Below are 22,113 nucleotides of genomic sequence, written 5' to 3'. Positions count from 1 at the left end.
CGAACACCATCACCGGCGGCGCGTGGGGTCGGCCACCACCGGCTGACCAGCAGCCCGATACGAGAGGAGCCATCCATGGCGAAGAACAGCAGCAGCACCGAGCAGCAGGCCACGCAGGTCGGCCAGGCGATCCGGGGGGCCGGTGACCTGTCCGGCAAGACCCGGTGGCAGGCGATTGAGAGGACCACCAAGACCAGCAGGTAGCGAGCGGCGGGGCGCGGACAGCCCTCTGACAAGCATTCCGCGCCCCGCCCGACCTCAACCACGAGATCACCCCAACCGCGGGTTACCAGCCCGACGGCGGGAGCCAACCCCCGAAGGAGGCCGACCATGGCGAGTTTCGCACAGGATCACAGCGCGTGGCAGCAGGCACAGGAGGATGCCGCCACCACCGGAAGTGCCGCCGACCGCGCCGAGGCCCAGAGGCTGCGGCAGCAGCTCGACCAGCACCCGGCAGTCGCCGACGCCCGGAAGGCAGTCAAAGGCCGGCAGGGGAAGGCGGGCCGGTGACCGGCGCCGATGACGAACGGGAGTTCGGCAAGCTCATCCACGTCGGGTTCGCGCACCTCGCCCGGCTCGCCGCGATCGGCACCACCGCAGCCTTGATCACATGCGCGGTCGGTATCGCTGTCTCCGCCGAGTGGGTGACGCGCGCCGTGTACGCGGCCGTCGCCCTCGGGGTGGCGACGGTGCTGCTGGGGATGGTCAGCGGCCGGTTCGATCCGGACACGAATCAGACGGCAGGCGGTGACCGGTGAGCCGGCTGCTGGTGTCCAACGACCTCCGCACCGTGTTCGCGGAGGTGGCCGAAACTGACGACGGTGTGATCACCGCAGCATGTGAGGCGGGGGACTGGGCCACTGACCCCGACCGCGACGACCAACTCGCAGACGTCTTGCAGGAAGCGCAAATCCACATGGACAGGGCGCACCGGTGACCGCGGGCCAGCAGATCGCGGGGGTGGCCACCTACGGCCGCCCCCGCACCGCCTGCCGCCGGCCGGTCGAGTACACGGCCCACGCGCCCACCTGTGTGTGCTTCACCGACCGCGACACCAGCCCATGCCCGCAGAACTGCCCCACCAGGGAGATCCGATGACCCCGCCGCTGCTCAACACCGCACCCGTCCGCATCCACCGCCGGGTCATCCCGTCGACCGCCGGCACTGCCTACGCCGACCGGGCCGACCAGCACCGTGCCGCCCTCGCCCGCCGTGAGCCCGTCGTCGTGCACGTCACCGGCTACGGGCGCGGCTGGTACGTGGAGGCCGTCGGCGGCGGCGTCTACCAGCTGTGGCGGGATGGCACCCCGCTCACCGCCGCCTGGACCGACGTGCCGCTCGGGCAGTAGGACTGACCGATGCCGTTCGTGCCTGCGCCGCAGCCCTGCTGGGTGATCCTCGTCGAGGGCGACTGGGTGGGCTGCGGCGCCTGCCACGGCAGGGCGGTCGCGCTCGCCGCGGTGATCGCCGCTGAGGAGGCGGCGGCGGGGGCGCAGGTGGACGGCCCGCCGGTGATTCGACGGGCCGACGGGTACTGCGTGCTGCTGACATGCTCGGGGTGCGGCGAGTGGTGGCTGGACGAGGCGGGCATGGCGGTGCACTCGGCGGGCATGGTGGACGCGTTGAAGGGCGCCGTTGAGTGCGGGTGGGTGGGGGATGCGTGTCCGGCCTGCCAGGCGGCGGAGCTGATGCCTTAGGTCTTCGTCTTCGGGGGTCGTCCGCGTACCCGTGGCGGCTTGAACTCGGCGAGGCGCGTGAGCATGGCTGCCGGGTTGCGGTTGACGAGATCCATGCAGGCGGACACGAACTCGGTCATGGTCCAGCCGTTGGTGTCGAGGGTCTTTTTGGTGCGTTCTTGCAGGTCGTCGTCGGGTCGAATGCCCATGGGCTTGTTGCGGTGTCTGTCGCCGGGCTTGGTGTCTGTCATGGGGAAAGTCTGCCATGTGGCTAGCCATTAATCCACGGGGGCGGTACTATGTGGATAGCCACTTCGGTGGTGACCACAACACCAGAGCGTGGCCCCGCTCCCGTGAGGGATCGGCCGGCTGAGGGGTCACAGCCCCAACCAGCACCGGCAAGACTGCGGGCTCCCAGAAGCTCCCCTGGGGAGCGGGGCCACCCCACCACCGACGAGAAGGTGAACCCCATGCCGCGCACCATCGCCACCCAGCCCGTCGTCACCTACACCGGCACCCTCACCCACCTCCACGGCATGTGGACCGTCACCGACAACTACGGCACCCACCTCAAACTCGCCAGCCTCAACGACCTCACCATCACCTGCCGCGTCATCAACACCACCCCGGCGTCGCTGCCGCCCCTCACCGAGAAGCGGGCCACCGCCCTGCACGAGCTGTGGGACAACCACACGCTGGGCCGCATCAACGACACCCGCACCCGCAACTGGCTGGTCGCCAACAAGCTGGTGGAGGTAGACCCGGACCGTGACGGCTGCTACCGGCTCACCACCCTGGGGGCGGTGGCCACCCGCGCGTCACGGCGCTGGTGGCGAAGCGGCTACTGACCGGGAGTCGTAACCCGGACCGGCGACCACAACCCCGCCCTGGCAGTCCGAGGGAGACACCGATGACCGTCGACACCGACCCGATCACCCGCCACCTGACCGCCGCCGCCCAGATCATCCGCGACCGTGGACACGACCGGCGCAACGAGAGCACACACAACCTTCCGGCCAACGCGCCCTTGTCCATCTACGGGGCGCTGCGGGTCGCCGCTGACACGGACGCCACCGGACGTGCCTGGATGGCGGTCCTCATGCGCATCAACGACTACTGGCGGGACACCCTGCACGTCGGCGTGTGGGAGTGGGAGTACGCCCACCGCGACCAGGACGTGACCGCTGAGGTGGCCGACCACCTCGACGCCGCCGCCGCCACCTACCACCGCTGACCGCAGACAGGAGAACGCCGTGGACTTCAACGCCAACCCCGCGTGCCCCGTCCACGTGGTCCGCATCGTCGGATGCCCCCACCCCAACCCCGCCGACATCTACCGGGACGACACCCGAAAACAGGTCACCGACTACCTCCACCGCCTGGGGGTCAGCCACCCCCACGCCAGCGTCGACCAGGCCATCCGATTGCTGCCCGCTGGGCTACGCAGCAACCTCGCCGAGCAGTACGCCCGCGAGCAGTTCACCGCCGACCCTGAGACCAAGCCGTGCGTCTCCGGTGTGCCCGACGCCGACCGCTTCGAGATCGTGGAGACCGGCCGTGGCTGACCCGACCGACGTCACCCTGCCCATCACCCCCGCCCGGATCGGCAGTGCGGTCGACGCGATCGTGGAGAAAGCCCTCCCGTCCCCGTTCGGCGAACTGTGCGCGCCCGTCGGGCTGATGAAGCGGGAGCTCGCCGCCCACGCGGGAAGGCTGGTGCAGGCCGCCTACGACGACGCCGCCAGCATCAACCGGGACGCCCGCCAGCGCCTCGCGCGGCACCTGTTCCTGTCCGAGCGCACCGACGAGTGGGCACCCCGCGAATGGGACCTGCCGCAGCACGTCAACCAGAAGCCGTACCTGCGGCGTGCCGACGCGCTGCTCGCCGTCATCACCGGAAAGGAGCCCCGATGACCGTCACCGCCGACCGGATCCTCACCCAGCGGCACCTGCACGCCATGGTCGCCCTCGACACCGCCGGCCACATCACCGAGCGGGTTCGCAACCTCCTCGCCCACGGCCGGCGCATCACCCTCACCGACCGGTTCACGTACGTCAACGACCCGCCGAAGGTCACCGCCGGACTCACCGTCGAGCAGGTCCGCCCGTGGTCCAGCGATCAGGGGAAGGGCCTCGACGTCCGACTCAAGCCGGGTCTGCTTGCCGGGTTCGGGTTCGCCGCCTACGCGGCGGAGAACGTGACTGAGGCGGAGGAGTGGAAGAGGTTCCACGCCGGCAAGCACGTCGGCGACCGGTGGGATGAGCGGCGCCGGGACATGACCGAGGTGACCATCACCGGCGGTCTGCCCGGCGACGGCCCGGCACGCGACGACCAGCTCGTCATCCGGGCGTACAACCGCGACGGCGTGTGCACTGAGCGCGTGGTCGCGTTCGACTACGGCCCGGACCGGCAGCAGATCCGCGAGGACGTCGCCCGACACATGTGGGTGGCCGACGGCCGCGACGCGCAGGTGTGGGACAAGCTCACCGACGCGGCGTGGGGTGTCGGCGGCGGGAAGCCGGACGGGGTGGGGGAGCGGGACAGGTTCCTGGCCGCCGCCGACCAGGTGCTCGCCATCGCATGGCGGGAGGGAAGCTGACATGGCGCTCAACCATCCGCTCGTCGCCACCCAGCAGCGCACCTGCGGCACCTGCCCCGAACAGTGGGAAGGCACCCTCACCACCGGCCACATCTTCTACTTCCGCTACCGCAGCGGCTGGGCATCCTTGGGCATCGCCCTCCCCGGCGCCGACCCTGTCGACGACCCGGGGGAGGTGGGCGTCAAGCACGGTGACCCGTTGCAGGGTGTGTTCGGCGACGACACTGCACGGTCGGAGGTGTTCGGGCAGCTCGTCCGTAGGCGTCTCCCCCGGGCGGGCAGCCGTGGCTGACATGGACGAGATCAAGGCCCGGCACCTGCTGAAGGAAGCCGACCACAAGGACCGGTGGGCGGCCCAGCTGCGCGCCGACCAGCAGTATCTGCTCGCCGAGGCCGCCCGGAAGGGTGCCGAGGCGGCCAAGGTGGAGGCGGACGCCGCCGGCTGCCGGGTACAGGCTGCCACCTTGGCCGCTGGGGAGAGCTAACTGGCGCCGGCCCGGCACCGCCCAACGCTGGCCGGCACCCATCCGGCCACACCCGCAGTCACCTACCCGACAACCAGCCCGACCAAAGCCACCCCAACCACCACCATCGACCAAGCCGCACCCAAGCTAGGAGATCTCGTTGACCTACCCTCCCCAGCAGCCCGACCACACCCCCACCAACCCGGCACCTCAGCCGCAGACGTGGGTTGACCCCGCAGGCCAGCCCTACCCGCCGCAGCCCAACGGGTTCACCACCACCCCGCCCAAGCCCAACCGCAAGCCGCTCATCGCCGCCGCCGCAGCGACCGTCGGTGTCCTCGCCCTCGGCACCATCGGCTACGTCGTGTGGGACGGCTACATCAAAGAAGACAGCGGCGTCGCCGTCTGCAAGGCCATCCGCGACGGCAAGAAGATGGACGGCAGCGCCAAGGACAGCGACAACGGCGACGACAAGCTCACCGAGAAGGAATACCGGGCGGCGCGGGCCCTGTTCGAGGACTCCCGCCACGACGACATTCGGAAGCACGGCACCGCCCTCATCGACGTGGTGTGGCAGATGTCGAAGCTGCCGAAGGGGCAGGAGATGGCCGGGTTGGCGTTCATCGGGCCGATGGGCACGCACATGGCCGGGTTGCAGACGGCCTGCGCCGACCAGGGCGTGATCGTTGACCTGAGCAAGGACTGACACGCCGCGAGTGGCCGGCTCATCGAAGAAGCCGGCGGCACCGTCCGCGTCAAGACCAACCCGAAGGAACAGCATTGACCGGGAAGCTCACCAAAGCCGACCAGTACACCGTCATCGGCGACGGACTCGCCGTCGGCTGCCTCGACCTCGCCGTCACCGGACTCACCAGCCGGAAACTCGAACTCGAACTCGCCTTCAACCATGCCTGGCGGAACTTCCCCCTTGCCACCCGCTTCCCCCAGGTCAAAGCCGACCTGACCCGCTGCGACATCCTCACCATCCTCAACGACAGCCCCCGCCGCCGATGGTCCCGCGTCAGTTGGATCCAGAACCGGGCATGGTGGGAACCCCAACTGCCGGACTCGCACGACGACGCTGGCGAGGTGGCGGAGAGTATCGCCAGCCTGTACGGCATCAGCCGGGAGCAGTGGACCGGCCTGGCACGACCGCTGGTGGATCGTCTCGGCGACGATCACGTCCGCCGGGGGTAGCCACACCAGTACGACAAAGCCGCCCCACCCCGAGCAACGCCAGGGTGGGGCGGCTTCCTCACGTCCGGGCTACTCGCACCGGTCCTCAGCACCGCGCCCGTACCGTTCGCAGCAGTCCGCCCGATGCTCGTACACGCGCACCTGCCCACCACGGCGCACATCCACGTCACCGGTCCGCTCGTACAGGCAGGCCCGCCACACCACGGTCTCCCCGCCGCCGGCCACCACCTGGCCGTCACCGGGGCCACCACGCAGCAACACGTCCATGGAGGCGACGGTACCCGCTGCGCGGCGGTCGGGCGGCTCGTCGTGGATAGGCTATCCCCGCCAGCCGAATAGCCTATCCACCAGCGAAAACGGGCTTAGCCCTCCGGCGGAGACCAGTCGAACAGTGCCGCCTGCTGGCGTGCATCCTCCCGAGCCTGCGTCAAGGCGTCGACATCGCCCCCATCTCCGCGTCCGACAGCAGCGAGCGACACGAGAACACCAGCTCGCGGTCCTTCTCGGTCATGCGGAACGTCATGTTGACGTGAGGGGTGTCGCAGTCCTGGTCTCCGAACGGCACAGCCTGGAATTCCACCATCGGCCCGGCACCTGGGTCGACCTCCACCCGGTATGCGGGGTGCGTCTCCGGCGGCTCCATAGTCTCGCTCACCCTCGGTCCTCGGTAACCGAGATGATGGCCTCGCGAAGATTCGACAGCTCCACCGATATCGACAGCAGGGTCTTGATCTCTATGAGCTTCAACTGCTGGTCGATCGTCAACGGCTGTCCGGCCTTTTCCTGCCGCCCATTGAACCCGTCGATCTCGTCATAGATGGCACCGCGCACACTCACAGGACTTCTCCCAGCCTCGACTTCACGCAGACAGCAGTTGCCTGCGCCATCGCCAAGCTAGTTCCAGACAACCAGCCCCGGCTGGTGCGACGCGCCCCGAGTCCAGCAGCCCTCGCACCCCGGCCTCCGTGAACGCGAACCGCTCGGCGACCACCTGGCCCTCATCGTTGCGGTCCACGAAGTCCGCCGCGAGCTGGTCGAACACCGGGGCGTCGACCACCAGCACCGTCAGGATCTCCCCAACCAAGGTGAGCGCGTCCAACGCCACCCCAAGGCAGGACACCCGCAGCCGGCCGTCGGCCCGCGCCTCGTCGAGCACTGCGAACGGGCCGCTGCCGTAGTCCACAGGACGCCCGTGGCCGTCGCACTCCGGCATCCCCAGCAGCTCCTCGGAGAACTCGCGCTGCACGTTTCGCCACAGGTCGAAGTCCAAGGCACGGGCCGCAGGCAGGATCGACGACGGCTGGAAGATGCCGCTGGGGATCACCTGCAACATGCCGCCCGCCGCCGCAACGGCCCGCGGGTCACGCCGGTGCATCAGGAACTCGGCCCGGTCGGCGTCCTTGCGGATCGTCAGCGTGGAGATGGCGGGCATCACCGGACGGCGGGAGAAGTCGAACGGCGAGCCGATCAGCCGCCGGTACGGCAGGTCCCGCATGTGCGGGTGCGCCGCCGGCTGCCCATCCCCGTCCAAGGCCACGTACGCCAACTCGTGCGCGGTCGGCTCGAACACGTCCACCGCGGAGAAGTAGGTGGTGTCCCCGAACGCCATCGCCCCCCGCCCGCCGGACCAGTCGACGTTGAGCAACCGCCATGACACCCGGTCCTCGAACAGGCGCGGCCGGGCCAGGTCCCGCACCGCCGCCGTGTACCTCGGGTACGTGCGGGTGAGCGTCTGGTCGGGCAGCACCCGGGCGGCTTCCCGCTCCGTGCCGTCCAGGGCGGGCTCGGGGGCGTCCGGCACCTCGACCAGGCTGATGTCCGCCAGGTCGACGGGCGCGTCGGGAATCCACCCCGGCCCGGCGATCAGCCCCGTCCCCGCCAACGTCACCCCCGGGTACAACCCGGCCGCGGTCTGCGCCAGCTCGTGACGGCGGCCGTTGAGTAGCTGCCGGGTGCGGCGCCACTCGTCCTGGGATGCGACCACCCGGGGGTCCTGCTCAACGTCGCTCATGTAGTCCTCTGCGCTCGACCGGACACGGGGACGCGGCGCTGGTACGGACGAAGTGATGCCGAGCTCCTGCACGGTCACCCCGAACACCTCAGCCAGCCGCCGCCGATACCTCGGAACCGGGACCACCTCGCCCCGCTCCCACCGAGACACATGCGCCTCAGTGACCGCCGCACCCAACCGGTCGGCGATTTCCCGCTGCGTCAACGACCGGGACTCCCGCAGATGCCGGAGCCGGTTCGGTGCCTCAGTGATGGTCATGGTTGCCGCCCTCGGGTGCTCACCGCATTGCCAGCCACCCACCAGCGTATGGGCAACCGCTGATCAACGGCGTGCGGCTGGTGTGCGGGTGGCATTCCGACGGGCTGCTGGCCGGATGACGCTGGCAGGCATGAGCGGACTCAACCAGCAGGGCGGGCCCTGGCTAGCTTTCGGCGGCTTTCGTGGGCGGCTTTCCGTTGCGCCAGTCCTCCAGCACCCGCAGGGCGTCGGCCGGATCGACCTCCAGCTCGCCGCCGCCGGGGGACATGCGCGACTTGATCAGCTTCCTCTTGGCCACCCACCGGTACACGGTGGTTCGGTCGCGGTCGAACACGGCGGCGAGAGCGGTGGTGCTCACCCACTCGCCTGCGCGCAGCCGACGCTCCACGTCGGCGGGGTCGTGTCCGCCCATGTGACCTGCCCTCGTGTTGGTGGTGGAAGTTGCGGTGATGGTAGCCCGCAGTGCAACCAGTGCACGCCTGTAGTGGGTCTTGGCGCAACCAACCGACCGACTGAACCCGCAATCGTGTTGGTTGCGCTTGTTGCATTGGTTGCACTCGTGGCACACTGTCCGGCATGACCGACCGACCGACCACCACGACCGACCGACCGGCACTCCGACCGGCCGCACCCGAGCGCAAGTCGGTCACCGACCACCAACCGACCACCGACCGCCCCGCACCGACCGACACCCCGACCGACCGCAACACCTGGCTCGGGCGACTGATCCGACCGACCGACCCGAAGGAGGCGACGATGCCGACCCGACCGACCGTCGCCCCGACCGACACCACCAACCCGACCGACACCGAGCAGCCGACCAACCGACTCAGCCGGTGGCGCAAGAACCGCACCGACAAGGCGACCGACCGGCAGAACAAGGCCACCGACCAGGCAGCCAAGGCGACCGCCCTCGCGGCCCGCCGCCCCACCGACCACCAACCGACCACCACCGCACCGACCGACCAGGACATCGCCCCCATCCCGGCCTGGCTCACCTGGCTCGGGGTGTGGGCCGACCGCACCTTCGGCGCGCTGCCCCTCGCCGCCCCGCTCGTCGTCTCCGGCGCCTACACCATGCAGGTGTTCACCGGCGACGTCATCGACGCGCACCCCGTCATCGCCCTGCTGGCCGCGTGCGCCCTCGAAGGCGGCCTGTGGAAGCTGTCCAGGCTGTACGAAAAGACCCTCGTGGCCGGCGACTCCACCATCGCCCTACGCGCCGGCATCGGCGTCTACATCGCCCTCATCGCCGGGCTCATCTACTGGAACGCGGACCACGCCGCCAAGGCGCAGGGACGCACTGAGCTGGGCGATGACGCCTTCCCCGCCTTCGGGGTGGCAGTCATGTGCGCCTTCGGCGTCTACATCTGGTCGCGCACCGCCCGTTGGCAGCGCCGCCGTGAACTTCACGCCGCCGGCCGCGTCGACACGCAGGCACCCAAGTTTGCCGCCCTCGCCTGGATCCTCACCCCGGTCGAAACCCCGAAGGCGCTGCGGCACGCCGTGAAGTACCGCATCCCGTCGCCGGTCGCTGCGGTGGAAGACCGACGTCTGTACGTCGCCGCCGGGAAGCCGGCGATCTGGCCGCCCATCGACCCGACCGACCAGGCCGACCGAATCGACCAGGCCGCCACCCTCCCGACCGACCGGACCCCGACTGTCGTCGCGCCGACCGACCTTTCCGCCCCGGCTCTGACCGCAGTCGCCCCGACCATCGCGAAGCCGACCCGACCGACCGTCCCGGCCCAGCCGACCACCGCCACCCGACCGGTGGCCACCCGACCGGTGGCCGCCCAACCCGCAACCGACCGCTCCCCGGTAGCGCCCGCGCCGACCGCGGCACCGACCGTGCGAGTGGCCCAGCCGACCGATGCCGACCGACCGACGTTCACCCCGGCCGCGCTCCGCAACGCCGCGACCATTCGCAGTCGGTACGGCACCACGACCGACCTCCGACTGGCGACCGTCCGCGGCGACCTCCGGTGGTCGTTCGACCGCGCCGACCCGGCGTTCAAGGCGTACCTCGCCGGAGCCGACCAGTCGGCCGACCAGCCCGTCGCAGTCGGTGCCTAGCCCGACCTCGCAAAACCCGACCCGACCAGGAGGCCACCGATGACCGTTGAGAACCTGCCCGCCCGGCGCACCCGCACCGCGGTCGCCGTCATCACCACCGCCCAGCCCACCAAGCCAGCCAGCAGCGTGCAGATGATGCCCGCCCTGCGCCTGTCCACCGCCCTCACCATCGTGTCGTTCGCCGTCGCATTGCTCGCCGCCGCCTCCTACTACGCCGGACGCAACGAGCAGGCAGGCCTATGCGCCGGGGCGGCCGGGGCGCTCCTCGCCATGGCCGTCGTCGAGTGGTGCCGCAAGCACCCCACCTGATCCCGTCAGGTTGTCGGCATGTCGCATGTCGGCCCCGACAAGGCCAACAAAACAAGCCGTTGACCTGCGGAAACGCGAAAGACAGTAGTAGTCACGTCGCTTGTCGGCCCGACAGGCGACACCGACAACCCACCGGAAGGAGGACACCGAATGGACACCACCGTCGCCACCGACGACACCCTCGACGATGCGTTCGATACGGCCGCCCGGCCGTGGCAGGGGCTACCCGACGTGGACCTGCCGGACCCCGAACTGTCCACCGCCGCCTGGGACGGCCCCCTACCTGCCGTCGAAGACCACCCGGACAGCGGGTCGCCCCTTGGCATGGTTGTCGGTGGCAGCGCTCTCGGCTTGGTGATCCTTGGCCTGGGCGTGTTTTCTGCGTTCGGCCTTGCCGGGGTGGCAGCCACCGCTGCCGTCGCTGCGGTCACCGCCCCAGCCGCCGCCGTGGGGGTGGCGGACTTCCGGCGCCGGGTAAAGACCGGTCAATGGCGGCCCTCAGGAGCACGCGCTTCGGCAGGATCGGCGCACGGCCGTCTGCGTCAAGCGGCGACCCCGAACAGTCGGGGCGGCGGCATGAACGGCATTCGAGCCGGGCGTACCCCGAGGCCCGCACGAACAGGCACCCACCGTTCAGCCGCCGGCCGCGCATCGACCGCCAGTCAGGGCGGCAGCCGGCGGGCAGGTAAAGCTGGCCTGGGCGGAAAGCCGCTGGGGCTGCGGCGTGCCGCCGCGAGTCTCGGGCTGACGGGCCGGTCTTCCACCCGTAAGAGCGCCAAGCCGTCCACCGGCGGCCGGGCAGCGACCGGTATCCACCCCGCGCGCGGCGGTGCCCGACCGACCAGCCGCGCCGCAGGGCGGATCGGGGCGGCGATGCGTCGCCTCACCGGCAGTCAGCCCCGCCAGGCGGCACAGGCCCGCCGCGGCAACGGGCGCCGACATGTGGGACTCCGCCCTTCCAGCGCCCCCCGGCGGCTGCTGTCGTCAATCCTGCCCGGCCGTGGGCGTCGTGCCGAGCGGCACCGTTCCACGGTCAACGCCGCCGGCATGACGGGGCTGCGCGGATGGCGGGCGGCCCGCGCCAGCCGGCGGGAGAACCTTCGCCAGCAGCGTGCCACCCGAGCCGCCAACGGCAGGACGAAACGGTGGGAGCGCCGCGACAAGAAAGCAGCCGGTCGCCGGAAGTGGATCGCCAAACGGCGTAAGGCAGTTCGTAGGCGACTGCGCAAGACGCGCCGCCTGCTGTGGCGGACGACTCTCGCCGCCGGCAGACGTCCGCTGCGGCGATGCGCCGACGGGTTCCGCTGGGTTGGACGTTGGGCTGGGCGTCGTAGCCGCCGCGCCGTCTCGGCGGTGTGGACGCGGATCGTCCGGTCCCGTGCAGGCCGATGGGCGGCCAAGGTTCACGCCATGAACTGGGGCTCCCTGTTCCTGGCAACGATGGCGCATATCGGTGCCCTGGTCCGCTCCCTGATCGTCCGGATCCCCGGCTGGCTCGGTGCCCCCACCATCGCTCGCACTGCCCGAGCCGCCATGAAGCGGGAGCCGCGCCCCGACCACCACGACGACGAGCGGGACAGCGATGCCCCGGCCGTAGCGAGACCCGGCCGGCGACCCCGACCGGTCATGGCCGTACCCGCCCCCGTCGGCAAAGCGCCCGCGGTGGCAACACCCAGATCGAACAGGAGAAACACCATGAGTGGAGCCCCGATGCACCCCGCCCACCAGGCCGTCGTAGACGCGTTCCGCGAGGCGATCGGCGGGTGGCAGCCCCCGGACGAGGGCGCCTACGAGGAGTACGAGCAGTTCTTCGGCTCGTGGCAGGAGATGTTCGAGCAGATCGGCGACGAAGTCGCCGCACTGGGCCACAGGTTCCGTGACGAAACGCCATTGGAGACCGCCCCCGAGTACCTGCACGAGGTCGCGACTGGCCTCAACGCCATGGGTGAGGCCGGCAACGAGCTTTACGAGTCGTGGCGTGACGGCAACGCCGCCGACATCGGCCGGCACGAGAACCCGCGGCCGAACGAGAAGCAACTGAACGTCGTATGAGCGGGCAGGGGAGTGCAGCGATGACGAAGCAGCCGACGAAGGTGCAGCGGCTCACGTGGCTCGGGCGCCCTTGGCGGGACCGGGCCGTGCTGCACCCCCTGTTCGGGACGGGTGTGGCGTTTGCCGCAGCCGAAGTTCTGCACGTCACCGAGTTCGGTGACGACCAGCATTGGCTTTTGCGGGGAGCCGCGTCGGTGGCGCTGCCGATCATCGGTGGCGCTGCCGGCCTCGCCGCCACCGCCGGGGAGCGGTTCTGCGATGCGGCCCGCGCCTACTTTTCCCTCGCCGGGCTGACCGCTGGCGGCTACCTGGCGGCGGTCGCCTGGTCGTCGCCGTACAACATGTGGACCGGGCTGGCGGCCGGCGCGGGGTTGGCCCTGTCAACGGCCGCCTACCCGTCGATGCGCGCCTCCCAGTTGGAGTGGGAGGCGAACTACAGGGCCAGGCGGGCAAAGCCGCAGCCGGCCACCGCGCAGACCACCACAGACATCCCACATGCCACAACGAACCCTGAGGCGGCGAAGTGGGAGGCACTGTTCGCCCGCGTCGGCGCCGCGAACCTCACCTACCGTGACCGTATCCCCACCCGGTGCGGGTTCTCAATCCTGATGCGCCTCCCCGACGACGGGAAGATCACGTTCCCGGGGCTGACCGGGAAAACGGAACGCCTTGAGATCGCCACCGGCCTGTCCGAAGGGGCGATCACCTTCGAGCGGGCCACCGACAACAACGGTCGGGCGCTGGCCCGAGAGGTGTGGGTGCACTTCGACGTAGAGGACGTCCTGTCGCAGCTCATCCACATGCCCGACGAGCACACCCCCCTGTCGATCAACAACGCGTTCACGATCGGCAAATACTCCGACGGGGAGCCGATCCACCTCAAGCTGCGCGAGATCGCCGCCCTCATCGTCGGGGTCCGGGGCCGCGGCAAGACGAACCTCCTCAACGTCATGATTCACCAGTTGTCCCGCTGCACCGACGTGGTCATCTGGATGATCGACCTCAAGGGAGGTCGGGCGGTCAAGCCGTGGCTGCGTCCGTGGCTAGAGGAGAAGGTCGATCGGCCCGTCCTCGACTGGGTGGCCACCGACCGCATCGAAGCCCACCGCATGCTCACGGGCGCCCGCGCTCTCATCGACCAGCGAGGCCAGTCCGGCATCGGCGGATCAAAGATCAAACCGACGCGAGACCTACCTGCGGTCATCGTCATCTGCGACGAGATCGCCGCCCTGGTCGGCATGCGCTCCGGCCCCAAGTCCGCCAAGGAAGGGCAAGGGGAAACGTCGAACACCCTGGCGGGCATCCTCACCGGTTGCATCCAACTCGGCCGGTCCGAAGCCGTTGACTTCGTCCTCGCCACCCAACGTTCCACCGTCACCATGATCGGTAACGGCGACCTCAAGTCCCAGTGCGAGCTGCGCATCGGACTGGGTGTCACCACCCCTCAGGACGCCCGGTCCGTGTTCGAAGGCAACGGCGTCGCCGCCCGCATGCTCAACAAGCTCAAGGACAAGGCCACCCGCGGGGCGGTACTCATCCAGGATGGCGACGGTGGGCGCATCGCCCCCGGCAAGTCGTTCTTCATGGGCGACGACGACGAGCAGGCCGTCATCTACCGGGCCGCCGAACTGCACGCCAACTATCCGGCGCCGCTGGACACACACGGCCAGGCCGCCGTAGATGCCGCCGTGCGCAGCCTCGGCGACGGCCAGGCCGGCTACACCGACCGCTGGTCCGAAGACCGAGCGGGACACCTGTACACCGAGGGAGTGCCGCAGGCGCCCAGCGTGCCGACGCAGCGTGTGCCCGCCCAGCAGAGCCCCGCCCCCGTGTCCGCCATCCCGACCAGCGCCGAAGGTAGGCAGCAGGAGTCCCGTTTCTTCCCCCGCAGCAAGCCGGAGCCGCCGAAGGAAGACCCGTGGGCGGCGGAGTGGGCGAAGATCGTCGACTCGTTTGAGTCCAGCACCGCCCTTGAACCGGACTACGAGACGGTCGACGCGGAGGAAGACGACGGCATCAACCGGTACGAAGCGATGATCCAAATCATCGCTGACTGCGGAAAGCGGGGGGCCATGCCCGGCGACATCCTCGCCCGCATGGTCAAGGAAAAGACCGCGTGGAAGGCCCGCAGCTCCATGTACCCCGCGTTGAAGAAGGCACTCCAGAACCGGCGCATTGTCCAGCCGGCCGGGACAAAGGGCCGCTACTACACCCCCGAGAACGCGAACTGAGGAGACCAACGTGATGGTCGTGTTGCACTTCCGCATCGACGGCAACGACGCCGGGGAAGCCCGCTGCGGCGCTGTCCCTGCCGTCGGCGCGGCGGTGACCATCGAGCACGGGCTACGCGGCCGGATACGGGCCCGCGTGGTGGACGTCAACCACCAGTTCACCGACTCGGGGATCCGCCGGGTTGACCGCTACAACGCGGCGCCGGTCATTGTCGACTTGGAAGAGGAGCGGTGACCACCTCTCAGATCCGCCGGCTGGGACCGCGCGTCACGTCCCGGCCGGCGTCCTGGGCCCCACCCGAACACTGGCGCCTGTACCGGGCGTGGGGTGACCTGCCCCGCGAATCCGGGCGGTGGGCGCGTTTCACCACGTGGCTGCTGGGCGGTTGGCAGCAACTCCTGTACATCGGTGTTACCGGCCGCACCGCCGTTGCCCGCTGGGCGGAACACATGGACGGCAAACGGTGGGCGCCCGATGTGGCCTGCTGGGAACGCGACGACCGTGTGTGGGCGACCGAAGATGACGTCCTCGCAGCGGAGCGGGCGGCGATTATCCACGAGCGCCCCGTCTGGAACCTCCAACACAACGGCAACAACCCGGGCGCGGTCCGGATCCGCAGGCACCTGCCCCGGCATGTGGTGCGCGCCCGGCTCCGCTGGGCGGCCCGCGCCCTGACGTGGGTGGCCCTGTTCGCCGGCTGCTGGCTGGCTGGGGCGGACGTGTGGCAGGGCTGGGATGCGCCCCGCAACGCCGCTGTTGCCGCCACGATTCTCGGCGCGGCCATGTGGTGGGGGAGTGCCCGCATCCGCCGTCCGAAGAGGCGGCGCCGTACGTCGAGGCGACGCCGGTGACCGTCAACCAGCCGCCGTGGCAGTGGGTCATCTGCCGCACCGGCCCCCGAGACGTGGTGGTCGACGCCGGGGTGCAGCACACCCGCCTGTACGCGGCAGCCGATGAGATCGCCGTCGAACGTCTCACCGTGCACGTCTACAACCTGATGCTGTCCGGCCAGCCTTTCAACCCGGACATGCTCGTGTGCCGGGTGCGCAGGGCCGGCACCGAATCGTGGGCGGGGGTCGCCACCGGCGACCACCTGCCCCTGCCCGCCACCGCAGGAACCAGCGTGAGGAGACGCGCATGACCATTGAAGTAACTGACTACCGGCCCGTTGACGTCACCCCGCCCGAGTTGCGCGCCGAGGGCATCGCGGCGAGCCTCGCGGAGGGATGGGTGCGGGACACCACCCTGGACCCGGCCACCATTGCCAACTGGCCTGCACGGCAGGCTGCGGCGATCGCCCCGTTCGAGGTGGTCGACGGGCGCCCGGTGAACCCGGTCGAGCGCACCGGCCGTGTCGGACGCGACCTGCCCAGGTGGGGGGAGAACCAAGCCGCCGACCCGATCGTGGTCGCCGGCACCGGACCGGACCGGCGGGTGCTGTTGATCCTCCGCTCCGACTGCCGCCAGTGGGCGATCCCCGGCGGCAAGGTCGATCCGGGTGAGACCGCGCCCGCCGCGCTGGTGCGGGAGCTGCGGGAGGAAACCGGGGTGGACCTACGGCAGGTGGTGCCGGAGATCCTGACCCGCGCCTACGTGGCCGACCCGCGCAACACGGATGAGGCGTGGATCACGACCACCGCCGCCCTGTTCCGGCTGCCCGCCGAGGTGCCCGCCGTCGGCGACGATGACGCGCTGGAAGCCCGGTGGTGGCCGTTCGGCGACGTCGACCAGCTCGACCAGGCGGTGACGGCAGCCGGCGGGACGCTGTACGAGGCGCACCGGCCACTACTGGTCGCCGCCGTGAAGCACCTAAACGCCTGACCGCCATAACGTCGACAGGGGCGACCGTCAGCTATAACAGTCAACGGTCACCCCCGGACCGCGACCTGGGAGCGTCCGATGCCAGCCCGAATCCGCGCCATCGCAGACCCGCGATTCGCCGCCCAGCTCACCCGCCTACGCACCAGCTGCGGCATGTCACTGCGCGACCTCGCCCGCCTCGTGCACCACGGCAAAAGCTACCTGCATGATCTGGAAACCGGACGCACCAGACCCACCGGGGCGGTCGCACAGCAACTCGACGATGCCCTACAGGCAGGCGGCACCCTCGCCGCCCTCGTAGCCGACATGCCGCCAGTGGGCACCCCCGACGACGACCAGCGGCTCGCCCACATCATCGCCAACCCTGCCCGCCTCGACGCCGCCGCAGTGCGGCTACTCGCCGACGACTTGGCCATGCAGCGTCGCCTCGACGACACCCTTCCCGCCCCGATGATGCTGCCGTCAGCCGCCCGGCAGTGGCGCACCATCCACACCGTCGCCCAGCAAGCCCGAGGACCCCACGCAGCCGACGTCCACGAGGTCGCCGCCGAGTGGACCCAGTTCCTCGGCTGGCTGCACGCTGAGGCACGGAACGACACCGAGGCAACCCGGCTGCTCGTCGAAGCCGCCGACCAGGCCGACGCCATCAACCACGGGCCCCTCGCCGCGCAGGCAGCCAACTTTCGCGGCTACCTAGCCCGGCAGCGGGGCAACCCGCGCGGCATCGTCCGTCACTTCCTCGCCGCCTACCACACGCCCGGCGCAACCATGCTCCAGCGGGTGGGTGACGCCGTGCAGGCCGCACACGGGTTCGCGCTGCTCGGCGACCGCACCACCGCCGTGCGCCTGCTCGGCGAGGCCAGTGACCTGACCACAGCCGCCGAGTCGGAAACCCCACCGGCAACCGCCTACTGGCTGTCACCCACGTTCTCTCGCATGGGTCTCGGCTTGGTGTACCGGGCACTCGGCGACCATGTGAGCGCCGCCGACCACCTGCGTGCCGGCCTCGGCGGGCTGCCCGCCGAGCAGCAGAACGCCCAGTGGGCGACCGAATACCGGACAGTGCTGGCCGCCATCGGTTAGATGCAGGGTCGCGGACAGTTCGCGGACGCTTTGGGACGCCATTGCCGCAGCTCATCGACCACCCTTGACATGTCGGGACAAGCGCCCGGCGGGAATGGCGCGGCGGGTCGCAGACCGGAGGTCGCGGCTTTCCGCAGCCGACGCAGGTGTGGTGGCCGACGGGACCCCAGCCCCAAGGCCACCACGCCCCGAAACTGTCGGGGGCGTGCGATGGGATACCGGTGGTTCAGCAACACCCCACGCGGCCGGTACGAAGACCCGCCGCCGCCCGCCGTTGAGGTGCCCGCCGACGAAGGCGATCCGCGTTGGCTTGACGCCGACCACGGCTTCGCCGCAGGTTCCACCGGACGGCACCCCCGTAACCGCTCGCACCGATGGGAGCGCCGCCGATGAGCGCCGTCAACCTGGACGTGCCACCCGGCACCCGCCTCCAACTGCTCCGCCACGAGTGGCGGCCCAACCCCGCCGACCTGGACGTGCACGTGTGGACTGTTGCCGTGTTCACCGAGGCCATCGGCGGCTACGTGTGGGTGCGCGGCCACATGTGCGCCCTCGGCCAACCTGACTGCGCCGCCGGCTGGTGCTGGGAGGCGCAAGTCCTGGTGGAAGCCATCCGCGCCAACCTGGCCGGCTTTCGGTGAGCGGCCCCACCCCCGAGCAGGCGACCGCCTCTTGGGACGCACTCGCCGCCCACACACTCCGCAACGGACGCTGCCCCATCTGCGACGTGCCGCACCGCTGCCGTCCGTGGGCGGACGCCCGAGGATGGCTGATCGCCCACGGGCTCTTGCCCGACACTCCCAGCGTCAGAACGCCGAACGGTGACCGAGACGCGTGATCGGCCGCTGAAGACGACGAGACGCCCCCGCCGGCCGGAGCCAGCGGGGGCGCGTCGAGGATGGTCGGCACCGGCCGGGACGTCACCGGCGGGCACCGCGGGGAGAGCCAACCGGGACCGCTGTCGCCTCCCGGACACTCCCGGGCGGACACCGCCGCTACGGTGCTCCCGGTGCAAACCCTCACACTCAAAACCGGCAGCCTCGGCCGCACCTGGCACGCCGCCCACATCTTCATGTCCGCCGTCACCCTCGGCTGGTGGCTGCCCATCTACGGCATCCACACCCTCATCTCCGTCATGACCCGCCCCACCGTGCAGGTCGACGTACCGGACGGGCATCGGGTGGAGTACCGCAACGGCTGGCCTAACGTCTTGGGGCCGGACGAGTACCTGGAGCCACGCCCAACCGGGGAGCGGATCCTGATGGTCGCCGGCTACGCATCGCCGCTGCTGATCCTGGCTGCCCTCGTACTCGGGATCATGGCCCGGTCCTGACCGGACCCACCCCACCAGTAGATTCGCTCCCCGCTGGCAGACGCCCGTCACCTCCGGACACCCACACCTCAGCCATCATCAGCAGCGCCCGGCGCCGCTCATCCCGCGCCGCCTCCACCTGCGCCGGAGCGCGCCGACCGCACGCCGCCACGGCAGCCGTAACCCAATCCCACACAACATCCACCTCACTTTCTGCTCGTCTCCAGGGCACAACGACGAAGAGGGCCGCCCCGCCCATCCGGCCCGCGTTCTGGCGGGGCAGGAATGGACGAGGCGGCCCGGTGGGCACCCGGCGCTGGGGAGCGAGACTGGGTGCCAGCCTGAGGTGGTGAGGTCAGGCGATTCGCTGGGTGGCGGTGCCGTCGATCACCCGGTCACGCACAACACCGCCGGAGATCGCTGCCTGCTGCGCCCGGGTGTCCTTGAGGAGCCCGACGTAGAAGACGACCGCCAGGCCGAAGTTCACCAGCACCGCGTAGCCGGCCTCGCCGAAGTTGAACCCGACGTTCGCCGTAGAGGCGACCAGCCACGCCTCCAGGAACGTCTTCACTGCGGCGACCGCGAACAGGACGAGACCCTTACGGAAAGCCGACCACGACGTGCGCATGAACAGGGCGGCGACCAGGGGCAGCAGGAACGTGAGCGCCAGCGACAGCACACCCGCCAGGTTGGGGGCGAACAGGTAGGTAGGCAGCTCGGGAAGAACAACAGAGTCCATGACCCCTCCATGGGGCTCGAAGATTCAAGGAAACGCCCCGAAACCTGAGCGGCCGGGGCGGAGATTCAAGGGCAGCCCGACCTACGCTGAACTGTGTGGCGGGCGAAGAGGGCGAACGAGTCGAACCGTGGCTGCTTCACGGCATCCGCCGGCACCGCCGCTGGCAGCACGGACACACCGCCCACTGGGCCAGCCGTCACGTCACCCTCGGCCAGCTCGCCGACGGCCGGTGGCTCGTCGAACACACCGACGTCACCATCGGCTCCCGCGCCTACCGCAGCCAGGAACGCGCCCAGCAGGAAATTGGCCGGCTAACCGCAGATGGCGAATGGACCGAAGTGCCAGCGGCTTACGGAGCCGATGGCAAACCGATCGGCGAAGGGTGGCAACGCAGCGGCGGCAACTGGGTACGGGTGCCCGGCGTCACACCCTCCGACCATTGACCCCGGGACCGTGCGGACGGCCCACCAACTCTCGTAGCGCCCGCATGTCCGGCTCTGGCCGCCACACCTCCACCTGCACCGACGTCAACGTGTCCGTGAACCGGGTAACCGCGCTGGTCATCTGTTGCAAACGATCCTCCAGTTCGCTGACCTGAGACCGCAGGCGGGCCACGTCAGCGTCGGCCTCATCCCGGATCCGCTCAGCCCGGTCATCAGACTCCCGGGCCTCCCGGCGGGCCGCCTGCTCACTGGCCTGCAACTGCGCCGCCCACTGCAACATGGCGTTCGTCTTCGACGCCCGGCCGGCAACCCGGTTGGTGACGACGGCGGCGGCAACCACCGCACCGCCGGAGATCAAGCCGACGATGACGGGCGTCCAGTCGACGCCGCCAGATGCGGCTGCCACGAGGATCATTCCGACGGTGGGGTCCATGCTGGGTGTCCTTGTCTGGTGATCGGCTCCGGCCAGCCCGCCACCAGCCACACGACCAGTGCGAACGCACCCCAGATCGCCGCCTGCGCCCAGCCGTCTTGGACAGCGCCGAGAGCCCAACCGGACAGGTACAGGGAGCACCAGAGGACTTTGATGCCTATGGCTGCGGTGAACGCCGCCCTGTCGAATGCCCGCACCGACCCCAGGGTGCAGACGACAGCGACGGCGGCCCACAACGCCGCCCACGGCCACAGCGGCAGCGGGTCGGCGAGCCAGGCGTAGATGGTTTGCCCGTCAGGTCGGGCGGTAGCGAGGCGCAGCGCGTAGGCGATGTCGAGGCCAGCGAAGACCAGCAACGCGGTGCCGCGCTTACCGACCCGACGCCGCAACCGCCACACCGCCCGCCCCATCAGGACTGCGCGGCGGGGCCGGCGTTGAGCCGGGCGGTCAGCTCATCGACCACCTGCCGGGCCATGTCCGCCGGCACCGCCGCGGCGATGGCCTCCGGGGTCAGCCCGGCCGCCCGCAGCGCCTCGGCGAGCCGCTGCGGTGACAGGCCAGCGAGCACCCCGGCGATGATTGCCGGCTCGTCGACGTCGACCGGGTCCGGCAGAGCGGCGAGCGCGGCGGCCAACTCCGCGCTGCTCGTGCCCTCCGAGCCGAGCAGCGCGGGCAGGCTCCGCAGCATCTGCACAAGCCAGACAGCCTGCCCGCCGCCCTTGAGGTCCGCGCGGACGGTGGGACGGCCGCTGGCGATGGCCTCGATCCGGCCATCGGTGTAGGCGCTCTGCGCGGCCAGCGTCGGCAGCACGGCGGCCAACTGGTCGAGGACCCTCGCGTGCGTGTCGGTGAAGTTCGCCATCTCGTCCTCTCCTCGGATGCGGGCCACCGGGTCGTAGCCGGCGGCAGTGCTGCTGGTCTCGTGCCCGGTCAGCCCGGACAGGTGGATGTGACCCCGGTCGGTGGAGGTACGCCGCGAGTAGGTCGGCTTCCACAACTCCTGATAGCAGGGGCCGGCGCCGTTCCGCTCCGGCTCCCAGTTCATGTACTTCAGCCACTGGATGCCAGTGACCCGCGCGTTGCGGTCGGCGAGCAGTTGCGCCCCGAGCTGTTGCAGGCTGGGCAGCGGCAGCCCGTCGACCTTCGACCGGGCCCCCGACGGCGGGGGCATGATGTCGACCGCGTAGCCCACCCCGTACTGGGCGCGACCCGGGTAGCCGGTCGCCGAATAGGGGGTGTGGTCCTCGGGCGGGTTGTGCTCCAGGTGACTGCGGTTGCCGATGTCGTACACGGTGTAGCCGTGCCGCCGCAGCCCATCCCGCAGGTCCCGCGCGGGCTGCATCAGCCGGAACGGGGAACCGCGGGAGATCCAGTCGAGCCTGTTCTGTGCACCCACGGGCGTCTCCT

38 protein-coding genes are annotated in these 22,113 nt (G+C 70.3%); 28 read left to right on the top strand and 10 right to left on the bottom strand.

All coding sequences use genetic code 11. The features are described 5' to 3' along the window. Positions 1 to 75 precede the first annotated feature (75 nt). The 7 genes from ACH4T9_RS12845 (at position 76) to ACH4T9_RS12815 (ending at position 1,697) form a co-directional block, all read left to right on the top strand. On the top strand, positions 76 to 204 hold the full coding sequence (locus ACH4T9_RS12845; protein ID WP_396671229.1) for a hypothetical protein: 129 nt from the start codon (positions 76 to 78) through the stop codon (positions 202 to 204). Between the two features lie 126 nt (positions 205 to 330). After that, positions 331 to 510 carry a hypothetical protein gene (locus ACH4T9_RS12840; protein ID WP_396671228.1) on the top strand — a complete coding sequence of 60 codons (180 nt, stop codon included), beginning with the start codon at positions 331 to 333 and terminating at the stop codon, positions 508 to 510. Then, positions 507 to 758 (top strand): hypothetical protein, encoded by a 252-nt coding sequence (locus tag ACH4T9_RS12835; protein WP_396671227.1) that lies wholly within the window; start codon positions 507 to 509, stop codon positions 756 to 758. The genes ACH4T9_RS12840 and ACH4T9_RS12835 overlap by 4 nt, the downstream gene beginning before the upstream one ends. Then, positions 755 to 937 (top strand): hypothetical protein, encoded by a 183-nt coding sequence (locus ACH4T9_RS12830; RefSeq protein ID WP_396671226.1) that lies wholly within the window; start codon positions 755 to 757, stop codon positions 935 to 937. Before ACH4T9_RS12835 ends, ACH4T9_RS12830 begins: the two co-directional genes overlap by 4 nt. Continuing rightward, positions 934 to 1,098 carry a hypothetical protein gene (locus ACH4T9_RS12825; RefSeq protein WP_396671225.1) on the top strand — a complete coding sequence of 55 codons (165 nt, stop codon included), beginning with the start codon at positions 934 to 936 and terminating at the stop codon, positions 1,096 to 1,098. The genes ACH4T9_RS12830 and ACH4T9_RS12825 overlap by 4 nt, the downstream gene beginning before the upstream one ends. Then, complete coding sequence (locus ACH4T9_RS12820) at positions 1,095 to 1,349, top strand: hypothetical protein (protein WP_396671224.1); 255 nt, start codon at positions 1,095 to 1,097, stop codon at positions 1,347 to 1,349. The genes ACH4T9_RS12825 and ACH4T9_RS12820 overlap by 4 nt, the downstream gene beginning before the upstream one ends. Before the next feature lie 9 nt (positions 1,350 to 1,358). After that, positions 1,359 to 1,697 (top strand): hypothetical protein, encoded by a 339-nt coding sequence (locus ACH4T9_RS12815; protein ID WP_396671223.1) that lies wholly within the window; start codon positions 1,359 to 1,361, stop codon positions 1,695 to 1,697. Here the strand turns inward: ACH4T9_RS12815 and ACH4T9_RS12810 are convergent. Continuing rightward, entirely contained in the window at positions 1,694 to 1,927 is a 234-nt protein-coding gene (locus tag ACH4T9_RS12810) for a hypothetical protein (RefSeq protein ID WP_396671222.1), read from the bottom strand. The two genes, ACH4T9_RS12815 and ACH4T9_RS12810, sit on opposite strands and share 4 nt — an antisense overlap. A 219-nt stretch (positions 1,928 to 2,146) precedes the next feature. Between ACH4T9_RS12810 and ACH4T9_RS12805 the strand changes: the two genes are divergently transcribed. The 9 genes from ACH4T9_RS12805 to ACH4T9_RS12765 all read left to right on the top strand — a co-directional run bounded on the left by ACH4T9_RS12805 (position 2,147) and on the right by ACH4T9_RS12765 (position 5,937). Next, entirely contained in the window at positions 2,147 to 2,524 is a 378-nt protein-coding gene (locus ACH4T9_RS12805; RefSeq protein ID WP_396671221.1) for a hypothetical protein, read from the top strand. A gap of 62 nt (positions 2,525 to 2,586) precedes the next feature. Further along, entirely contained in the window at positions 2,587 to 2,910 is a 324-nt protein-coding gene (locus ACH4T9_RS12800; protein WP_396671220.1) for a hypothetical protein, read from the top strand. Positions 2,911 to 2,929: 19 nt separating this feature from the next. Continuing rightward, positions 2,930 to 3,241, top strand: coding sequence for a hypothetical protein (locus tag ACH4T9_RS12795; RefSeq protein ID WP_396671219.1), 312 nt, complete (start codon positions 2,930 to 2,932; stop codon positions 3,239 to 3,241). Further along, entirely contained in the window at positions 3,234 to 3,590 is a 357-nt protein-coding gene (locus tag ACH4T9_RS12790; RefSeq protein WP_396671218.1) for a hypothetical protein, read from the top strand. The genes ACH4T9_RS12795 and ACH4T9_RS12790 overlap by 8 nt, the downstream gene beginning before the upstream one ends. Continuing rightward, the gene (locus ACH4T9_RS12785) at positions 3,587 to 4,276 is read left to right on the top strand and encodes a hypothetical protein (RefSeq protein WP_396671217.1); all 690 of its coding nucleotides are present in this window, start codon (positions 3,587 to 3,589) and stop codon (positions 4,274 to 4,276) included. Before ACH4T9_RS12790 ends, ACH4T9_RS12785 begins: the two co-directional genes overlap by 4 nt. 1 nt (position 4,277) lies before the next feature. Continuing rightward, on the top strand, positions 4,278 to 4,568 hold the full coding sequence (locus tag ACH4T9_RS12780; protein WP_396671216.1) for a hypothetical protein: 291 nt from the start codon (positions 4,278 to 4,280) through the stop codon (positions 4,566 to 4,568). 1 nt (position 4,569) lies between these two features. Then, on the top strand, positions 4,570 to 4,761 hold the full coding sequence (locus ACH4T9_RS12775; RefSeq protein WP_396671215.1) for a hypothetical protein: 192 nt from the start codon (positions 4,570 to 4,572) through the stop codon (positions 4,759 to 4,761). Between the two features lie 139 nt (positions 4,762 to 4,900). Then, complete coding sequence (locus tag ACH4T9_RS12770) at positions 4,901 to 5,446, top strand: hypothetical protein (RefSeq protein ID WP_396671214.1); 546 nt, start codon at positions 4,901 to 4,903, stop codon at positions 5,444 to 5,446. Between the two features lie 74 nt (positions 5,447 to 5,520). After that, on the top strand, positions 5,521 to 5,937 hold the full coding sequence (locus ACH4T9_RS12765) for a hypothetical protein (protein WP_396671213.1): 417 nt from the start codon (positions 5,521 to 5,523) through the stop codon (positions 5,935 to 5,937). A 69-nt stretch (positions 5,938 to 6,006) separates the two neighbouring features. Here the strand turns inward: ACH4T9_RS12765 and ACH4T9_RS12760 are convergent, their stop codons facing one another. The 5 genes from ACH4T9_RS12760 to ACH4T9_RS12740 form a co-directional block, all read right to left on the bottom strand. After that, complete coding sequence (locus ACH4T9_RS12760) at positions 6,007 to 6,204, bottom strand: hypothetical protein (protein ID WP_396671212.1); 198 nt, start codon at positions 6,202 to 6,204, stop codon at positions 6,007 to 6,009. Positions 6,205 to 6,364: 160 nt separating this feature from the next. After that, on the bottom strand, positions 6,365 to 6,592 hold the full coding sequence (locus ACH4T9_RS12755) for a hypothetical protein (RefSeq protein WP_396671211.1): 228 nt from the start codon (positions 6,590 to 6,592) through the stop codon (positions 6,365 to 6,367). Further along, on the bottom strand, positions 6,589 to 6,774 hold the full coding sequence (locus ACH4T9_RS12750) for a hypothetical protein (RefSeq protein ID WP_396671210.1): 186 nt from the start codon (positions 6,772 to 6,774) through the stop codon (positions 6,589 to 6,591). The genes ACH4T9_RS12755 and ACH4T9_RS12750 overlap by 4 nt, the downstream gene beginning before the upstream one ends. Before the next feature lie 22 nt (positions 6,775 to 6,796). Continuing rightward, positions 6,797 to 8,206, bottom strand: coding sequence for a helix-turn-helix transcriptional regulator (locus tag ACH4T9_RS12745; protein ID WP_396671209.1), 1,410 nt, complete (start codon positions 8,204 to 8,206; stop codon positions 6,797 to 6,799). Between the two features lie 163 nt (positions 8,207 to 8,369). Then, positions 8,370 to 8,618 carry a hypothetical protein gene (locus ACH4T9_RS12740; protein ID WP_396671208.1) on the bottom strand — a complete coding sequence of 83 codons (249 nt, stop codon included), beginning with the start codon at positions 8,616 to 8,618 and terminating at the stop codon, positions 8,370 to 8,372. Positions 8,619 to 8,782: 164 nt separating this feature from the next. Here ACH4T9_RS12740 and ACH4T9_RS12735 point away from each other — a divergent pair, with 164 nt between their 5' ends. From ACH4T9_RS12735 to ACH4T9_RS12685, 11 genes are all read left to right on the top strand, one after another. Continuing rightward, on the top strand, positions 8,783 to 10,282 hold the full coding sequence (locus tag ACH4T9_RS12735; protein ID WP_396671207.1) for a hypothetical protein: 1,500 nt from the start codon (positions 8,783 to 8,785) through the stop codon (positions 10,280 to 10,282). Between the two features lie 39 nt (positions 10,283 to 10,321). Continuing rightward, complete coding sequence (locus tag ACH4T9_RS12730; RefSeq protein ID WP_396671206.1) at positions 10,322 to 10,591, top strand: hypothetical protein; 270 nt, start codon at positions 10,322 to 10,324, stop codon at positions 10,589 to 10,591. Between the two features lie 150 nt (positions 10,592 to 10,741). Next, positions 10,742 to 12,643: a hypothetical protein gene (locus ACH4T9_RS12725; protein ID WP_396671205.1), complete on the top strand. Its 1,902-nt coding sequence runs from the start codon at positions 10,742 to 10,744 to the stop codon at positions 12,641 to 12,643. Between the two features lie 20 nt (positions 12,644 to 12,663). Beyond that, positions 12,664 to 14,874: a hypothetical protein gene (locus ACH4T9_RS12720; protein ID WP_396671204.1), complete on the top strand. Its 2,211-nt coding sequence runs from the start codon at positions 12,664 to 12,666 to the stop codon at positions 14,872 to 14,874. Between the two features lie 10 nt (positions 14,875 to 14,884). Beyond that, complete coding sequence (locus ACH4T9_RS12715; protein WP_396671203.1) at positions 14,885 to 15,109, top strand: hypothetical protein; 225 nt, start codon at positions 14,885 to 14,887, stop codon at positions 15,107 to 15,109. After that, a complete protein-coding gene (locus ACH4T9_RS12710; protein ID WP_396671202.1) occupies positions 15,106 to 15,726 on the top strand; it encodes a hypothetical protein in 621 nt (206 codons plus the stop codon). The genes ACH4T9_RS12715 and ACH4T9_RS12710 overlap by 4 nt, the downstream gene beginning before the upstream one ends. After that, a complete protein-coding gene (locus ACH4T9_RS12705; RefSeq protein ID WP_396671201.1) occupies positions 15,723 to 16,016 on the top strand; it encodes a hypothetical protein in 294 nt (97 codons plus the stop codon). The genes ACH4T9_RS12710 and ACH4T9_RS12705 overlap by 4 nt, the downstream gene beginning before the upstream one ends. Continuing rightward, the gene (locus ACH4T9_RS12700; protein WP_396671200.1) at positions 16,013 to 16,696 is read left to right on the top strand and encodes an NUDIX domain-containing protein; all 684 of its coding nucleotides are present in this window, start codon (positions 16,013 to 16,015) and stop codon (positions 16,694 to 16,696) included. Before ACH4T9_RS12705 ends, ACH4T9_RS12700 begins: the two co-directional genes overlap by 4 nt. Positions 16,697 to 16,774: 78 nt before the next feature. After that, positions 16,775 to 17,779: a helix-turn-helix domain-containing protein gene (locus tag ACH4T9_RS12695; RefSeq protein WP_396671199.1), complete on the top strand. Its 1,005-nt coding sequence runs from the start codon at positions 16,775 to 16,777 to the stop codon at positions 17,777 to 17,779. Positions 17,780 to 18,168: 389 nt separating this feature from the next. Continuing rightward, positions 18,169 to 18,420: a hypothetical protein gene (locus ACH4T9_RS12690; RefSeq protein WP_396671198.1), complete on the top strand. Its 252-nt coding sequence runs from the start codon at positions 18,169 to 18,171 to the stop codon at positions 18,418 to 18,420. A 368-nt stretch (positions 18,421 to 18,788) separates the two neighbouring features. Next, positions 18,789 to 19,112, top strand: a complete 324-nt coding sequence (locus ACH4T9_RS12685; protein ID WP_396671197.1) for a hypothetical protein — start codon at positions 18,789 to 18,791, stop codon at positions 19,110 to 19,112. A gap of 334 nt (positions 19,113 to 19,446) precedes the next feature. Here the strand turns inward: ACH4T9_RS12685 and ACH4T9_RS12680 are convergent, their stop codons facing one another. Continuing rightward, positions 19,447 to 19,830, bottom strand: coding sequence for a hypothetical protein (locus ACH4T9_RS12680; RefSeq protein WP_396671196.1), 384 nt, complete (start codon positions 19,828 to 19,830; stop codon positions 19,447 to 19,449). Positions 19,831 to 19,925: 95 nt separating this feature from the next. On the opposite strand from ACH4T9_RS12680, the gene ACH4T9_RS12675 reads away from it, so the two are divergent. Continuing rightward, on the top strand, positions 19,926 to 20,273 hold the full coding sequence (locus tag ACH4T9_RS12675) for a hypothetical protein (RefSeq protein ID WP_396671195.1): 348 nt from the start codon (positions 19,926 to 19,928) through the stop codon (positions 20,271 to 20,273). On the opposite strand, the gene ACH4T9_RS12670 is transcribed toward ACH4T9_RS12675, so the two are convergent. Genes ACH4T9_RS12670 through ACH4T9_RS12660 form a run of 3 tightly spaced genes read right to left on the bottom strand, consistent with a single transcriptional unit; the run spans position 20,254 to position 22,102 of the window. After that, positions 20,254 to 20,706, bottom strand: coding sequence for a hypothetical protein (locus ACH4T9_RS12670; protein WP_396671194.1), 453 nt, complete (start codon positions 20,704 to 20,706; stop codon positions 20,254 to 20,256). The genes ACH4T9_RS12675 and ACH4T9_RS12670 overlap by 20 nt on opposite strands. After that, entirely contained in the window at positions 20,685 to 21,116 is a 432-nt protein-coding gene (locus ACH4T9_RS12665) for a hypothetical protein (RefSeq protein WP_396671193.1), read from the bottom strand. The genes ACH4T9_RS12670 and ACH4T9_RS12665 overlap by 22 nt, the downstream gene beginning before the upstream one ends. Beyond that, entirely contained in the window at positions 21,116 to 22,102 is a 987-nt protein-coding gene (locus tag ACH4T9_RS12660; protein WP_396671192.1) for a hypothetical protein, read from the bottom strand. The genes ACH4T9_RS12665 and ACH4T9_RS12660 overlap by 1 nt, the downstream gene beginning before the upstream one ends. Positions 22,103 to 22,113: the final 11 nt, after the last annotated feature.

Origin of the sequence: Micromonospora sp. NPDC020750, assembly GCF_044334565.1 — a bacterium.
GTDB lineage: Bacteria > Actinomycetota > Actinomycetes > Mycobacteriales > Micromonosporaceae > Micromonospora.
Note: the sequence above shows the minus strand (reverse complement) of the source record. Positions and strands in the feature narration are given on the sequence as shown.

Excerpts from the sequence above, each read along its gene's own strand:
- ACH4T9_RS12845 (WP_396671229.1), top strand. The coding sequence starts at position 76 with ATGGCGAAGAACAGCAGCAGCACCGAGCAGCAGGCCACGCAGGTCGGC.
- ACH4T9_RS12840 (WP_396671228.1), top strand. The coding sequence starts at position 331 with ATGGCGAGTTTCGCACAGGATCACAGCGCGTGGCAGCAGGCACAGGAG.
- ACH4T9_RS12820 (WP_396671224.1), top strand. The coding sequence starts at position 1,095 with ATGACCCCGCCGCTGCTCAACACCGCACCCGTCCGCATCCACCGCCGG.
- ACH4T9_RS12815 (WP_396671223.1), top strand. The coding sequence starts at position 1,359 with ATGCCGTTCGTGCCTGCGCCGCAGCCCTGCTGGGTGATCCTCGTCGAG.
- ACH4T9_RS12810 (WP_396671222.1), bottom strand. The coding sequence starts at position 1,927 with ATGACAGACACCAAGCCCGGCGACAGACACCGCAACAAGCCCATGGGC.
- ACH4T9_RS12805 (WP_396671221.1), top strand. The coding sequence starts at position 2,147 with ATGCCGCGCACCATCGCCACCCAGCCCGTCGTCACCTACACCGGCACC.
- ACH4T9_RS12800 (WP_396671220.1), top strand. The coding sequence starts at position 2,587 with ATGACCGTCGACACCGACCCGATCACCCGCCACCTGACCGCCGCCGCC.
- ACH4T9_RS12785 (WP_396671217.1), top strand. The coding sequence starts at position 3,587 with ATGACCGTCACCGCCGACCGGATCCTCACCCAGCGGCACCTGCACGCC.
- ACH4T9_RS12780 (WP_396671216.1), top strand. The coding sequence starts at position 4,278 with ATGGCGCTCAACCATCCGCTCGTCGCCACCCAGCAGCGCACCTGCGGC.
- ACH4T9_RS12775 (WP_396671215.1), top strand. The coding sequence starts at position 4,570 with ATGGACGAGATCAAGGCCCGGCACCTGCTGAAGGAAGCCGACCACAAG.
- ACH4T9_RS12760 (WP_396671212.1), bottom strand. The coding sequence starts at position 6,204 with ATGGACGTGTTGCTGCGTGGTGGCCCCGGTGACGGCCAGGTGGTGGCC.
- ACH4T9_RS12745 (WP_396671209.1), bottom strand. The coding sequence starts at position 8,206 with ATGACCATCACTGAGGCACCGAACCGGCTCCGGCATCTGCGGGAGTCC.
- ACH4T9_RS12740 (WP_396671208.1), bottom strand. The coding sequence starts at position 8,618 with ATGGGCGGACACGACCCCGCCGACGTGGAGCGTCGGCTGCGCGCAGGC.
- ACH4T9_RS12735 (WP_396671207.1), top strand. The coding sequence starts at position 8,783 with ATGACCGACCGACCGACCACCACGACCGACCGACCGGCACTCCGACCG.
- ACH4T9_RS12730 (WP_396671206.1), top strand. The coding sequence starts at position 10,322 with ATGACCGTTGAGAACCTGCCCGCCCGGCGCACCCGCACCGCGGTCGCC.
- ACH4T9_RS12725 (WP_396671205.1), top strand. The coding sequence starts at position 10,742 with ATGGACACCACCGTCGCCACCGACGACACCCTCGACGATGCGTTCGAT.
- ACH4T9_RS12720 (WP_396671204.1), top strand. The coding sequence starts at position 12,664 with ATGACGAAGCAGCCGACGAAGGTGCAGCGGCTCACGTGGCTCGGGCGC.
- ACH4T9_RS12700 (WP_396671200.1), top strand. The coding sequence starts at position 16,013 with ATGACCATTGAAGTAACTGACTACCGGCCCGTTGACGTCACCCCGCCC.
- ACH4T9_RS12695 (WP_396671199.1), top strand. The coding sequence starts at position 16,775 with ATGCCAGCCCGAATCCGCGCCATCGCAGACCCGCGATTCGCCGCCCAG.
- ACH4T9_RS12690 (WP_396671198.1), top strand. The coding sequence starts at position 18,169 with ATGAGCGCCGTCAACCTGGACGTGCCACCCGGCACCCGCCTCCAACTG.
- ACH4T9_RS12680 (WP_396671196.1), bottom strand. The coding sequence starts at position 19,830 with ATGGACTCTGTTGTTCTTCCCGAGCTGCCTACCTACCTGTTCGCCCCC.
- ACH4T9_RS12670 (WP_396671194.1), bottom strand. The coding sequence starts at position 20,706 with ATGGACCCCACCGTCGGAATGATCCTCGTGGCAGCCGCATCTGGCGGC.
- ACH4T9_RS12665 (WP_396671193.1), bottom strand. The coding sequence starts at position 21,116 with ATGGGGCGGGCGGTGTGGCGGTTGCGGCGTCGGGTCGGTAAGCGCGGC.